Here is a 13435-nt window from a genome sequence, read left to right on the forward strand (position 1 = left end):
GGGCTGGTCATCATCCTCTCTCCTCTCAGGCCGGTTCTGCGACCGGTTCGACACTATCCACCACCAGGCGCTTGCGGGTCGAGAAGGCCTCATCGCCGTCATCGTCCGCACGCTGCAGATGGAAATCGAAGGCGATATGCGCGCTGTCGCCCTGACGGTTGGGCACCGGCAGCAGCCCTTCGCGGGTGCCGAAGGCGAAATCGTCGGCGGCGAATGGATCATCGCCGAAATTGATCTGCGTGGTCAGGCGGCGATAGCCCGGTGCCTCGATGAAGAAATGCACATGGGCGGGGCGATTGCCGTGCCGGCCGAGCGCCTTCATCAGCGTGTCGGATGCGCCGCCCGGCGGCACCGAATAGCCGCTCGGCATCTTCGACGAGAAGGCATAGGTGCCGTCAGCCGCGATCTTCAACCGGCGCCGGTTGTTGAACGGCGTCTGCATGTGGGTCGGGTCGAAATGCGAATAGAAGCCGTGCGAGTCCGCATGCCAGACATGAACCAGCCCTTCGGTCACCGCCTCGCCATCCGGGCCGATGATGCGGCCGGTCATGTAGAGCGTATCAGTATCGTCGGCATCATCGGTCAGATAAGCGCCGCTCTCGACGATCGGCGCACCCTCGACATAGAGTGGCCCTTCGATCGTGCGCGGCGTGCCACCCGACTTGCCCGCTTCGGCATCCTTGGCGTCCATGTAGAGATCGATGAAATGCTCCAGGCCAACGCCAGGCATCAACAGGCCCAGTTCGCCAGCGCCGGCCGCGCCCTGCAGGAAGCTGACAGCGTTCCACACCTCGTCCTCGCTGACATCATAGCGGGCGATGATAGTCATGCAGGATTCGATCAGATCGCGCATGATGCCTTTCATGCGGGCGTCGCCGCTGTCCGACTCCAGGCCCGCGACACGGTCGAGCAGGTTCTGGATTTCCGGTGTTTTTACGAAGCTGATACCCATATTCTTCTCTCCTAAGCTATGCGGTCTGTGTCGGACGATCAGCGATCATCCTCATGGATCGAGGAAGGATGGCGGCAGAGCGGCGTGATCTTCATCGTCATGAAGGGGTAGAGCGGCAGCGCCATCAGCGTGTCGTGCAGGGCGGCATTGCTCTCGACATCGAAGATCGAGACGTTGGAATAGAGGCCGACCTTGCGCCAGATATGGCGCCAGGTGCCGGCGGCCTGCAGTGTCTGAAAATAGGCCTTTTCCGCCGCCTTGATCCGGGCGGCTTCCGCCGCATCGAAATCCAGCGGGATATTGACGTCCATTTCGACCATGAACAGCATGGGTTTCAGGCTCCTGCGGTAACGGCGTGCAGAATGGGCGACGTGCGGTCGCGCCGGAAGAAGGCGAGCTTGTCCTCGTCAAATGCGATGCCCAGACCCGCCCCGGTCGGAACCGCGAGCGAGAAATCGGCATAGCCAAGCGGTTCGCGCAATATGTCCTCGGTCTGGAGCAGCGGGCCGAATAATTCGGTGCCCCATGCCAGGTCGGGCAGCGTCGCAAAGACATGCGCCGACGCGACCGTGCCGACCCCGCCCTCCAGCATCGTACCGCCATAAAGACCGATACCCGCCGCCGTACCGATCGCGGCTACGTCGGCCGTAGCGAACAGGCCGCCCGACTGGGCGATCTTGAGCGCGAAGACGCTGGCGGCATGGGCAGAAGCGATCCGCATCGCACTGCGCGGGCCATTCAATGCCTCGTCCGCCATCAGCGGTATCGGCTGCCCTTTGGACAGGCGCGCCATGGCGGCGATCGCGTCGCCAGCGATAGGCTGTTCGACCAGATCGCAGCCGACATCATGCAGCATGGCCATGCCGATCCTGGCCTGCGCCTCCGTCCAGTTCTGGTTGACATCGACGCGCACGCTGGCGCGGTCGCCCAGCGCCTTGCAGATGGCGCCAACATGGGCGACGTCGTCGCGCACTTCGCGCTTTCCGATCTTCAGCTTGAAGATGCGATGGCGCCGGCGATCGAGCATCTCCTCGCCCTCGGCAATGTCGCGCGCGGTGTCGCCGCTGGCCAGTGTCCAGGCGACGGGCAGGCTGTCGCGCACCCGGCCACCACCGATCAACTCTGACACGGGAACGCCCAGCCGTTTGCCGGCCATGTCGAGCAGTGCCGTTTCGACCGCGCATTTGGCGAAATGGTTACCCCTCACCGATTTTTCGACCTTGGCCATCGTTGCGGCGACGCAGGCGATGTCGCAGTGTCTCAAGATAGGCAGGATATAGGTGTCTATCGCGGACTTGATACTTTCCGGGCTTTCTTCGCCATAGCTCAGACCGCCGATCGTTGTGCCTTCGCCTACGCCGTCGACCCCATCGGCGTCCACCAGGCGCACAATCACCATCGTCTGTGCGTGCATGGTCGCCATCGCCAGCACATGTGGTCGGATCGTCGGTACATCAACAATGAAGGTATCGGCATGATCCAGCATCGCCATGACGGTCACTCTCCCGCATATTCAGACCCGCTTGTCTGGGTTTCCGACACTTTGCCTACCGCTTTCGCCTTGCAAGTTCAAAGATCAATGCGGTACTATGTTCATACCCTGGAGGTATGATCGATGCTGGATTTGCGCCTTCTTCGTTATTTTGTCGCCATCGCGGATGAAGGAAATTTCAACCGTGCTGCGGCCCGGCTCCATATCGCGCAGCCGCCCCTTTCCCGCGCCATTCAGCAACTGGAAAGCCATTTGGGATCCACCCTACTGGACCGATCAACCCGGCCCTTGCGGCTGACCGCCGCGGGCAAACTGCTTTATGTCCAGGCATTGCAGATGCTGTCCCGGATGGAAGACATGGAAATGATGATGAAGGCCGCTGCGACGAGCAAGCGCCGACAGCTTGTTATCGGCTTCGTGGCATCGACCATCTATGCCCGCCTGCCCGAACTGATCCGCGAATATCGCAAGGCAGCCGAAAATGTCGAGTTGGTCATGGTGGAAAGCACGACGCTGGAACAGATTACAGCATTGAAGGAAGGGCGGATCGACGTAGGGTTCGGGCGAATTCGCTTTGACGATCCTGCCGTCCGACGGATCGTCTTGCGCAATGAGCAATTGATCGCCGCCTTTCCGATCGACCATCCGCTTGCCAGGCAGAGCGGCCCGGTATCCATTCGCGAACTGGCCCGCGAACCGCAAATCATCTATCCGCGCCAACCAAGGCCCAGTTATGCAGACCAGGTGATCTCGCTGTTCCGCGACCATGCCGTCGAACCCCGGATCGCGCATGAAGCGCGCGAGTTGCAGATTGCGATCGGTCTCGTCGCCGCCGAGGAAGGAATGGCAATCGTGCCGGAGTCCGTCCGCCGCGCGCGCAGCCACGATGTCGCCTATCGAGAATTGGTCGAGCCCGTCACATCGCCCATTATCATGAGCCATCGCTTTGGCGACCACTCACCAGAAATTGTCGTTCTGACGGAAGTCGTCGCCAGGAAATATGCGGAGTGGGGATATGCGCGCCCCACAGCGATACATGATTTTGATTGATTACAATAGGTTGCAGACCCGATTATTCAGGAACCCTGCTCATATTCGCATGTGTCTGCCGGAATGATCGTCGCCCGGATCGCGATAGTAGCCTCGATCGCTTTACGCGCATTTATCAGCGCTTCGATTGTTGCCGCCTGATCAGGCCGCGACTGTTCCATGACAAGGGACAGGCTGCCTTCAAGCGACTGATCGGCGCGAAATACCGGCACGGCGATACCTCTTTTCCCTTCGTCAATCTCGCCTTCCGTGACGGCGAAGCCCTGCTGGCGGATTTGACGCAATCTGGCGCGAAGATCCGGGTCCACAGGTCGCTGATCCGAGCTGGCCTGCCCCTGCGTCAAACCGGGAAGCCCCCGCATCATTTTCGCATTGATGTTGGCCAGGATCACTTTCGATGCGGCGCCGCGATCCAGAGGCATGGGGCGGCCCCTTTGATAACTGACGCCACCCAATGTCCCGACTTCTTCCTGGTGAACGCAGATGACCTTATCATGGTAGAGCCGAGCGAGCATGACGACTGCGTTGCCACCGATAACGGCGGCCAGCCGCGCCATTTCCGGCTGAGCAGCCGTAATGAAGGGATCGTTCAGTCGCAACTGGCGATCCAGCTGGATAATGGCCGGCCCAAGGACGTATCGGCCAGCAGCATAGGCGACGATGAGTTCGGACTTCGACAGGCTGCGAAAATAACGATAGGCGGTACTGACCGGGAGTTGCAAAGCATCTGCCGCCTCTTCCACCGTCCATTCCGCCTGATCGCCGCTGAAAAGGTCGAGCACGCCCAAGACTCGATCGGCAGTCGCCGCCATTATGCCATGCCCCGCATCATGGCCTTCGCGATCCAAGCCATATCGACTTTCTCTCCAATCATCCGAACGACCATGCCGCAACTGCCGACATCAGGCAATGGAGTGGTGCATGATGTCGGCCAAATCCGTTGGCTTTCCAGCAAGATTGTCATGGGTCGAACGCGGTCCAGGACGCTGGTGGGGACGGCGCACCGGGCCTTGCGCTCGTCAGTCCAGCGGAGCCGCTCTTGGAAAGCGATCCAGCCAGGTAAAGAATTTTCCTAGATAGAAATCGTCTTTTATCAACTTCGCCTTGCCCGGCAGCCGCAGTCGCAGCCCGTTGAGGACATATTCGTCCTCCCCGAAAAATCCGAACAGAAACTGGTCGAGTGCGGCGAGCCGTTCCTCTGCCTGCGCGCGGGTTTCATCGGGCATTTGCTTTACCGCGGCAACCCAAAAGGATTCCGAACGGCCCGGCTCCGGTGCGTTTGTGCAGAAAATGACATAGCAATTGGTGGGCAGCGGCAATGTCCAGTGTGACACCAGGCAATTGGCGGCATACATGCGATTAAACCCGTCAGGCGACATGAATGTCAGCGGATATTCGATCGTGAATTCGTTAAAGGTGACTTCGCCCGGCTTTGCCGTTTCAGGCATATTGTGAACGGCGGTGAGGTGTTGAAAGTCAAGCCCGTTGGTTCCCTGTATCCAGCTATCGGTCAGGATGACATCGGGCCGCTCACGCGCAGTGAACAGATAATCGCTCTCGTCACCGTCGAAACTGGGCACTTCGTAAAGCGGCTCTGTCCCGTTGAAAACCCAGATAAGCCCCCATTTTTCCGCGACAGGATAGTTGAACAGGCGTGCCGAACGCGGCGGGCGGTGGCCGGACGCGATGTGAGTGCAATGACCATCAGGACCATAGCGCCAATGATGATAGGGGCAACGCACCTGTCCATCAACCATATCGCCGTCCGACAGATCCGCGCCCAGATGTGCGCAATAGGCCGTCTGCGCCACCGGGCGTCCCTGCGCATCGCGGTAAAGGATGATTTTGGAGCCGAGAAACTGGCGGCCGATGATCTTGCCTGCCTGAAGCGCCTTTGCTTCGGATACCGGATACCATGCCTGAAAATGTGCGCCATCTTCCCAATAAAGCGGTTCGCTGCCTGGCTTCATGTCAATATATGCTCGCATTGCCATGCTCCTGTAATCACTATGTTTAGATCGCTGTGGCGGCCCCATCGACCGCGATCGCCTGTCCAGTCATGTACGACGCCACGTCGGACAGCAGGAAGACGACGGTCGCCGCTATTTCGGCCGGATCTGCCAAACGCTGCATCGGCGGCATGATTTGCTGCTTCAATTCTGGACGGGCGGCAAACAGGCGGTCAGTCATGCCCGACCTGGTCAGACCAGGGCAAAGGGCGTTTATCCGAATACCCGCCGTTGCATATTCCACCGCCGCCGATTTAGACAATCCAACCACGCCATGCTTGGCCGCGCTATAGGCGGCATTGCCCGGAACACCCACAAGCCCCCCAACGGAAGCTGTGTTGACGATGGCCCCCTTGCCCCGAACGGACATCTGCCGAATTTGAGCACGCATACACAGCCAAACCCCTTTTAGGTTTACCGCGATGACCCGGTCGAAATCAGCTTCCAGCGCATCCCCAACCGGAGCCATCGCGGCTTCAACGCCCGCATTATTGTGCGCGATGTCCAGAGCTCCGAACGCTGCGATGGTCGCCGCCACCAGCCGTTCGGCAAATTCCGCCTGCGTCACATCGCCACAGCAGGCCTGCGCAATGCCACCGGCGTCCCGAATGATCTGCACGGTTTCCATTGCCGACCATTCGTCGATGTCGGACACCATGACATGCGCGCCCGATCGCGCCATTGCACAGGCGCTGGCCCGGCCTATGCCCGAACCGGCACCGGTGACGATCGCCGCCTTGTTTGCCAACGCATCCATGGTCGTTCCTTCCCTACAATATCGCCGTCTGCCCACCATCCACCGGCAAAGTGACCCCGGTGACGAAGGACGAGAATGGTGAACCTAACCAGGCGACCACATCACCGACTTCCGAAGGCTGACCCAGGCGTCGCAACGGCATCCGCTGGCACATGGGTTCGATCGCAGCGGCGACAGCGGGAGACGATTCAATCAGCGCCGTGTGGATGAGGCCGGGACAAACAGCGTTCACGCGGATATTCTGGGGACCATGGGCATCGGCCAAAGCCGCCGTCATCATATTCACCGCGCCTTTGGTCGCGCTGTACCCGGTCGTAAAGCCGGCCCCGCGCAAACCGCCCATGCTGGAAATCATCACCACGCTACCGCCTTTGCCGCGCGCGATCATCGCGGCAATGGCTGCCTGCGCGCTCAGCAGCGCGCCTTCCTGATTGATGGCAATGAGCTTGCGAAACACGTCCGGCGCAATTTCCGGCCCGTCGTCCGGAACGGCTATACCGGCATTGCAGACCATCAGGTCAATGCCGCCAAATGCCTCGGCCTCGGCGACGAGGGCGTCCATGTCGGCGCGCGAAGTGACATCGGCCTTGCGGAACGACGCTGTGCCACCCGATAACGCAATCAAGGCGTGGGTTGTCTCACCGCCTTCGCGCGGCTGATCGTGAAGATCGCCGATGATGACGGCCTTTGCCCCATGCCGGGCAGCAGCCAGCGCAATTCCCCGACCGATCCCGCTTGCGCCGCCGGTCACGGCAACGACTTTTCCTTCGAGCATAGCTGTCATATCCTGTCTCCAGACGGTATTTCGCGGACCGGGCAGCGCCCGTCCCAGTCTACCGACGCTGCGTGGATCATTCCGAACAGCGCTTCGAGTTCGCTCGACGCCTCGATAAGTTCGAGCATACCGGGTAACACGCCTCTGGTGTCGAAATAAGCGATGCGGCCTACACCCTCCACGGCATCGGTGAAGGCGAGATCATATCCCTTGGCGCTGTGCGCTGCGCAGGCCCGGTCGAATGTTCGGGTCGCAACGCCGAAATGGTGAAAGCCATGGCCATTGACCGCGATCGTCTCCTGATAGACCGATGGCTTGTCATCGAGCGGCTGGATCAGCTCGATCTGCATATGTCCTGCAAAACCCAGGGCGATATCGTTGCGCGCGTGCGACCGAGCGCCGCGATAGAGCGGATTAGGCCCTGAAAGCTGCCGAAAAACGAACCATGGACCCACGTGAAGATCCGCGGTGAAAGATTGCATCGCGGCGTCCAGGTCCGGCACGGTATAGGCCATCTGGATAATGCCATCATCGGGCTGTCCGAACGTCAGCAAGGTCAAGCGGGCCTCCTTTGATCGGTGGCGCGGAATATGGCGCCGCTCATGCAAAAGGATCCATGCCGATCAGGATCAATTCTTCGGGCGGGATGGGATCCAGCGCGACAGTCACGTTGATGCAGGCCGGGCGCGCGCTGGACAATGCTTGCGTCAAGGCCGCATCGAGGCTTTCCGCGCTATCGGCCCTGTAAGCATCCGCTCCAAAAGCTGACGCCACGCTTTCATAGGCGCCGTTTTCCAACCGGGTGCCCGTAACCCGGTTGGGCCCGACCGCAAGCTGCTGAAAATGGAGCGTCGCCCCCCAACTCTGATTGTTCATGATGATGACGATCAACGGCAGTTGCTTGCGAACCAGCGTATCGAATTCGCCGATGCTATAACCAACCGATCCATCACCCGTGACGAGTATGGTGCGTTTGCCAGCCTTGAGGTCGGCGGCCTGCGCGCCCAGCGCCATGCCAAAGCCCACCCCCATCGATCCCAGATAGCCATGGCACAGGAAACCGCCCGGTGTGACCCGGCTCATGACTTCCGACAACCAAAGATAGGTCAACGCCCCGTCCGCTACCACCGTTACATTGCGATCAACATGACGCGCAATCACTTGCGAAGCGCGGAACGGGTGAAACAGATGACCCTCGCTCGATTGCCGGTCGATGCTGTCATAGCGTTTATCGGTCAGTTGCCGGACGCGCGATGTCCAAGAGGATCGATCGCGCGCTTCACGGCTTGCAGCCGCCTCGGCCAATGCATCTATCGCACCGCCCACATCGGCGACCATTCCCTGTACGATGGCTTGCAGCCGGCCGAGTTCACGCGCATCGGGGTCAATCTGCACGATTTTGGCCGATTGGGGGATTAGCTGGCCCGACCCATGCACCGTGTTGAGGCCGAAGCGTGTGCCGAGCATCAGCACAGCGTCGGGCGCGCTGTCCTGCTTGGCGAAGCCATAGAGATTCTGGATCAGCCCGCCGCGCAGGGCATCGGGCAGATCCGCCAGTTGATTGAACCCTTCATAGTCGGCGAACACGGGAACAGCGGTTGCCTGCGCCAGCGCCGCCAGCGCCGCGCTGCGCCCTGTGCGGGAAACTTCGGAGCCGACTATGATGATCGGCCGCTCGGCCATTTCGAGAATATCCAGCGCCTGTTCAACATCCGCCGGATGGGGCCTTGCCCCCTGTACCGGCAGGACGAGAGGCGGGATCGCCACGCTATCTTCATCGACCTGGTTCATGAGAATGTCCCAGGGAATGTCGATCAGCACCGGACCACGCGGTCCCGTCATGGCGATATGGATCGCCTGCATCATCAGGCGCGGAATATGCTCGGTGGCCATGACCCGATGCGCCCATTTCGTGATGGGCGACGCGATGGCGACCTGATCGATGCCGGCCTGTAGCGTATTCGTCTCATCGTCCCGCAAGGCGCCCGATCCTGTGATGACGAGCAAGGGCGTGCGATCGAGATGCGCGTTGGCGATCGGCGTGACGACATTGGTAAATCCGCCGCCTGCGGTCACAAGCGCAACGCCAAGGCGTCCGCTGGCGCGGGCATAACCCTCAGCCGCGTGACCGGCCGCCGCTTCATGTCGCGTGTCGACGATCGGCAGGTCATGATCGAGACAGGCCTGAAAGACCGTATCGATATGTGCGCCATGCAGCCCAAACATCGTTTCGACCCCGGCCTTGCGGAGCGTGCGAACGACCAGTTCGCCCCCGGTTATCATTGCCATTGGAGCTGCTCCATCTTCAAAGCGCGACATTCACGATCTTGGATTGCGTGAACTCCTCCAGCCCTTCACGGCCAAGCTCCGCCCCGAAACCGGACTGTTTTGCGCCACCAAAGGGGACGTCGAAGGGCAAGTCCAGATGCTTGTTGATCCAGACGGTTCCGCTGTCGATCTGCAAGGCGACGGCGATGGCGCGTTCGGGATTGGACGTCCATATCGTGCCGCCCAGGCCATATTCACTGTCGTTGGCGCGGGCGATCGCATCCTCTATTGTGTCATAGGCCAGGATCGGCAGGATCGGCCCGAACTGTTCGTCGCGCACCAGCCGGGCATCGTCGCCTATGTCCTTCACAATCGTCGGCGCAATGAAATATCCGTCGCGATCGAGCGGGGCGCCGCCTGCGATCACCGACCCGCTGCTATGGGCGTCATCGAGAAATCCCTTGAGCTTTTCAAACTGCGCGCGGTTCTGGATGGGGCCGATCTGCGTCCCTTGCTTGTCACCATCATCAACGACGGCGTCCGCTGCAAGTTTGGCCAGCGCATCACATAATGCGTCGTACAGCGACGCTGGCGCATAGACGCGCTTGGCGGCCAGACAGATTTGTCCTGCATTGAGCGTGGCCGCCTGGAAGATCGCCGGGGCGACGACATCGACGTCGGCATCGTCCAGCACGATGGCGGCATCATTGCCGCCAAGTTCCAAGGTGAGGCGTTTGAGCGTGTCTGCAACGCTGTGCATCACCTTCTTGCCTGTGGCCGTCGATCCTGTGAACGACACTTTGGCAACGTCCGGGTGCGTCGTCAGTTGACCACCCAGATCATTATCATCGACAATGATGTTCAGGACGCCAGGCGGCAAAATGGTCGCGGCGACTTCGCCCAGCAACAACGTGGTGAGCGGCGTAGTGGGCGCAGGCTTGGCGACCATCGTATTACCTGCCGAAAGCGCAGGCGCCAGCTTCATCATCAGCAGCAGCATGGGAAAGTTCCAGGGAGTGATGGCCGCGACGACGCCCAGTGGCGACCATTGCCGGATCAATCTCGTCGCGCCATCGTCGCGGATCTCCTCCAGACCCAGTTCCATCGCCGCAAATGTCCGCAACAGAGCGATAGCCCCTTCCATCTCGTAGGCAGCCTGCGGCAGAGGCTTGCCCTGTTCGCGCGTCAGCAGGCGTGCAAATTCATCCTTCCGCGCGTCGATCGCATCAGCATAGCTTTCCAGCAATTGTCTGCGTTCGGCGAAAGGCCGCGCCGCCCATGCGGGAAAGGCCGCCTTCGCCGCCGCTACAGCGTCATCAAGTTGTTGCGCATCCGCGCGGGCGCAGGATGCGAAGGCCTTGCCGGTCGCCGGGTTGACAACCTCCATCGTCCGGGCGCCATCGACGAGCTTGCCGTCGATCAAAAGCCTGTGCATCTTGTCACCTCTCCGCATGAGTAAAGTCGAATGTGTGCGTAGTGTTCACCCCGGCGCAGCTACGATGCTGACACCGGGGCAAAGCATGATCACTGGAAATTGTGTTTCAGCGACAGAAGATATGTTCTGGGCAGTCCAGGCTGGCCGAGCAAAGTGCCCAAGGCATTATATCCCTGAAACTTGTTCACGAAATAATGTTTATCGGCAGCATTATATATCTGCAGCGCAACTTCCCATCCCTTGTCCTGGGAAACGTAGCTGATCCTGCCATTCCACAATCCATATCCCGGAATAGCGCCAGGCTCGAAGTTGGATACGTCATTATAGGTCTTGGATTTGTAGGAATAGTCGATCCGGGGCGTCAACGTGCCATGGCCGCCCAAATCGAACTGATATTGCGCGCCCGCGCCTATGGACCATTTGGGGACGAAGGGCGTCGTGCACGTGGCGCACGGACCCCCGACCTGATTGGCGGCATCCCCAAGGTCGAGATATTTGAAGTCGAGATAGCCGACAGATGCATTGATGTTGAGACCATCGACGGGTTCGATCGTGAATTCGCCCTCCAGCCCCTGAATACGAGCACTGCCGGCGTTGGCGGTGATGGAACCTGGCACGCCGCTGGGCAATGTACGCGTAACCGTCAACTGCAGATTTTTGTAGTCGCTGCGATAGGCGCCGATATTCGCGCGCACCCGCCGGTCGAACAATTCGGTCTTCAGCCCGATTTCATAGGATTTGAGGTCTTCCTCGCCAAAGGGCAGAAGTTCAGCGGCGCTCGATGGGCGCGGATTGACGCCAGGTCCCTTGAAGCCGGTCGAAAACACGGCAAACGCCATCACATCGCGGCTGATCGTATATTGCGCCGACAGTCGATAATCGACACGCTTGGTGCCGGATCGCACGCTGGGGTTATTTTCAAACCCCGGCAGCGTTGCGGGCGGGTTACCTGAATTGGGGACGTAGCGATTGAACGTATATGTCTTGGTCACGTCGGAATAGCGAAGACCACCCTCGATCGCCAGCTTTTCGATCGGGTGAAGGACGACATGGGCAAAGGCCGATTTGTCGCGGTCCTTGACCGGATCGACACCATAAAAAGCAAAATTGACGAGCGGGATGTAAATATAGTCGTTCAATTCCGTCTTGGCGTCATAATAATATCCCCCGACTGTCCATTCGGCGATGTCGGACACTTTGCCGCTCAGCCGCAATTCCTGGCTGAACTGCCAATGCGTCGGCTTGAAATAATTGGTGTTGATATGGATCGGGGCGCCGGCCCAATTTTCCACATATTCGCCCTTGTAAGCGCGATAGGCCGATATGCTGGTTAGTTTCAGATCCGGGTTGATCGACCAATCGACTTTGCCGGACACGCCCCATGACCGAACATTGCTGACTCGTGGAAAAGCGAGATTGTTGCGCGTATCCGTAAAATTGACATAGCTGCTATATTTGTCGGCCGTGATGAAGCGCTTGTCGAACGGTATGCCATAGCCGGTCGGATTGGGGCCGAGGGGCGATCCATTCTGATAAAGCGCGAGAGGAGAGGTGCCCTCCGTATTCACGTCGATCAGCTTTTCTGCCGCAGGCTCGCCGGTATCTTCCAGCAAATCGCCGTTGATGTTGATTTCAAGATCATCGGTGGGAAGGATACGCAAATTGCCGCGCAAGACATAGGTCTGCTGCCCACCCAAAGTCCCGGTTTTGCAGTTGCCTTCCGCATTTTGCGGAACCTGGCGCGGAATGGCGCCCGCAAGGGTCGGGTTGGCGCACGCGAAATCAATCGTGTCCATATAACCATCGACCTTGTTGAAGCCCCCCGCGATGCGCAGGAACATCTTGTCCGGAACGATCGAGAAGTCGAACGCCCCCTTCATCGTCATCCGGTTGTAGCTGCCCAGGCCGGCTTCGATATAACCGCTATTGTCGCCGCGCGCCTTGCGCGTGCTGACGCGGATCGCACCACCTTCGTTATTCTTGCCGAACAATGTTCCTTGCGGACCGCGCAACACTTCGACTTGCGCCACATCGGCAAAATCAAACAAGGAACCAAAGAGCGTGCCCTGATAGACATCATCAATATAGATGCCGACGCCCGGTTCAAATGCGGGCAGGAAATCACTTTGCCCCACGCCGCGAATATAGGCGATCACCGACTTGCCATAGCCGGCCGTGTTTTTTTCCAGGGTGACATTAGGCGCGGACCTGGCGATGCCTTCAACCCCCTGAACCCCGCGCTGCGTTAGAGCATCACCGCTCAGCGCGGTGATGGAAATTGGCGTCTGCTGCACGGTCTCCGACCGGAAACGCGCTGTAACGACGATGTCGGCACTTGGCGATTGTGCGCTCGCATCGCCTTGGTCCGAGGATTCCGGGCGCTGGGCCTGCGCGACGGGCGCAGCATCCTGCGCGAAGGCCGCCGATGTCATAGATAGCGCAAGAGCGGTAGTGCAAACCAGCGTCGCCCTATGCACCCGCCCGCGCGCGCCTGCGCCCAAATGCGATTTAGCCCGGATCATATCTTCCCCTCCTCAATGTTCCCGCCCTGTCGGCGTGTCGCACTCGAATTAGGCCAATTCAACACAAAGGTCAATTATTTTTCGTTTTACGGGATAAATAGATTATCATTTTTCTCATATTACGACTATTATCTGCTATATAAGGTTCAAGCGCCACGGATATGACAGCGCATGT

Annotated in this window: 12 protein-coding genes; 1 reads left to right on the plus strand and 11 read right to left on the minus strand. The window is 59.5% G+C overall.

The genetic code is table 11. The features are described from left to right. Nucleotides 1-25: 25 nt before the first annotated feature. The 3 genes from V473_RS08340 to V473_RS08350 are packed head-to-tail and all read right to left on the minus strand — an operon-like array spanning nucleotide 26 to nucleotide 2444. The gene (locus V473_RS08340; protein ID WP_066602537.1) at nucleotides 26-952 is read right to left on the minus strand and encodes a dioxygenase family protein; all 927 of its coding nucleotides are present in this window, start codon (nucleotides 950-952) and stop codon (nucleotides 26-28) included. 38 nt (nucleotides 953-990) lie between these two features. Beyond that, entirely contained in the window at nucleotides 991-1281 is a 291-nt protein-coding gene (gene catC, locus V473_RS08345) for a muconolactone Delta-isomerase (RefSeq protein WP_037511893.1), read from the minus strand. Nucleotides 1282-1286: 5 nt separating this feature from the next. Then, the gene (locus tag V473_RS08350) at nucleotides 1287-2444 is read right to left on the minus strand and encodes a muconate/chloromuconate family cycloisomerase (protein ID WP_066602541.1); all 1158 of its coding nucleotides are present in this window, start codon (nucleotides 2442-2444) and stop codon (nucleotides 1287-1289) included. Between the two features lie 126 nt (nucleotides 2445-2570). Between V473_RS08350 and V473_RS08355 the strand changes: the two genes are divergently transcribed. Further along, entirely contained in the window at nucleotides 2571-3494 is a 924-nt protein-coding gene (locus V473_RS08355; protein WP_066605337.1) for a LysR family transcriptional regulator, read from the plus strand. 26 nt (nucleotides 3495-3520) lie between these two features. Here the strand turns inward: V473_RS08355 and V473_RS08360 are convergent, their stop codons facing one another. From V473_RS08360 to V473_RS08395, 8 genes are all read right to left on the minus strand, one after another. Next, nucleotides 3521-4306 (minus strand): IclR family transcriptional regulator, encoded by a 786-nt coding sequence (locus V473_RS08360; RefSeq protein WP_129926989.1) that lies wholly within the window; start codon nucleotides 4304-4306, stop codon nucleotides 3521-3523. A gap of 207 nt (nucleotides 4307-4513) precedes the next feature. Continuing rightward, nucleotides 4514-5530, minus strand: coding sequence for a Rieske (2Fe-2S) protein (locus tag V473_RS08365; protein WP_082679018.1), 1017 nt, complete (start codon nucleotides 5528-5530; stop codon nucleotides 4514-4516). After that, nucleotides 5508-6260: a glucose 1-dehydrogenase gene (locus V473_RS08370; protein WP_066602549.1), complete on the minus strand. Its 753-nt coding sequence runs from the start codon at nucleotides 6258-6260 to the stop codon at nucleotides 5508-5510. The genes V473_RS08365 and V473_RS08370 overlap by 23 nt, the downstream gene beginning before the upstream one ends. A 13-nt stretch (nucleotides 6261-6273) precedes the next feature. Further along, nucleotides 6274-7044 (minus strand): SDR family oxidoreductase, encoded by a 771-nt coding sequence (locus V473_RS08375; RefSeq protein ID WP_066602554.1) that lies wholly within the window; start codon nucleotides 7042-7044, stop codon nucleotides 6274-6276. Beyond that, nucleotides 7041-7595 carry a VOC family protein gene (locus V473_RS08380; RefSeq protein ID WP_201785486.1) on the minus strand — a complete coding sequence of 185 codons (555 nt, stop codon included), beginning with the start codon at nucleotides 7593-7595 and terminating at the stop codon, nucleotides 7041-7043. The genes V473_RS08375 and V473_RS08380 overlap by 4 nt, the downstream gene beginning before the upstream one ends. Before the next feature lie 40 nt (nucleotides 7596-7635). Then, complete coding sequence (locus V473_RS08385; protein ID WP_201785487.1) at nucleotides 7636-9324, minus strand: thiamine pyrophosphate-binding protein; 1689 nt, start codon at nucleotides 9322-9324, stop codon at nucleotides 7636-7638. 16 nt (nucleotides 9325-9340) lie between these two features. Then, nucleotides 9341-10738 carry an aldehyde dehydrogenase family protein gene (locus V473_RS08390; RefSeq protein WP_244884349.1) on the minus strand — a complete coding sequence of 466 codons (1398 nt, stop codon included), beginning with the start codon at nucleotides 10736-10738 and terminating at the stop codon, nucleotides 9341-9343. A gap of 89 nt (nucleotides 10739-10827) precedes the next feature. After that, nucleotides 10828-13170 carry a TonB-dependent receptor gene (locus V473_RS08395; RefSeq protein ID WP_066602560.1) on the minus strand — a complete coding sequence of 781 codons (2343 nt, stop codon included), beginning with the start codon at nucleotides 13168-13170 and terminating at the stop codon, nucleotides 10828-10830. Between the last annotated feature and the right edge of the window lie 265 nt (nucleotides 13171-13435).

This window comes from Sphingobium cupriresistens LL01 (assembly GCF_001046645.1).
GTDB classification, from domain to species: domain Bacteria; phylum Pseudomonadota; class Alphaproteobacteria; order Sphingomonadales; family Sphingomonadaceae; genus Sphingobium; species Sphingobium cupriresistens.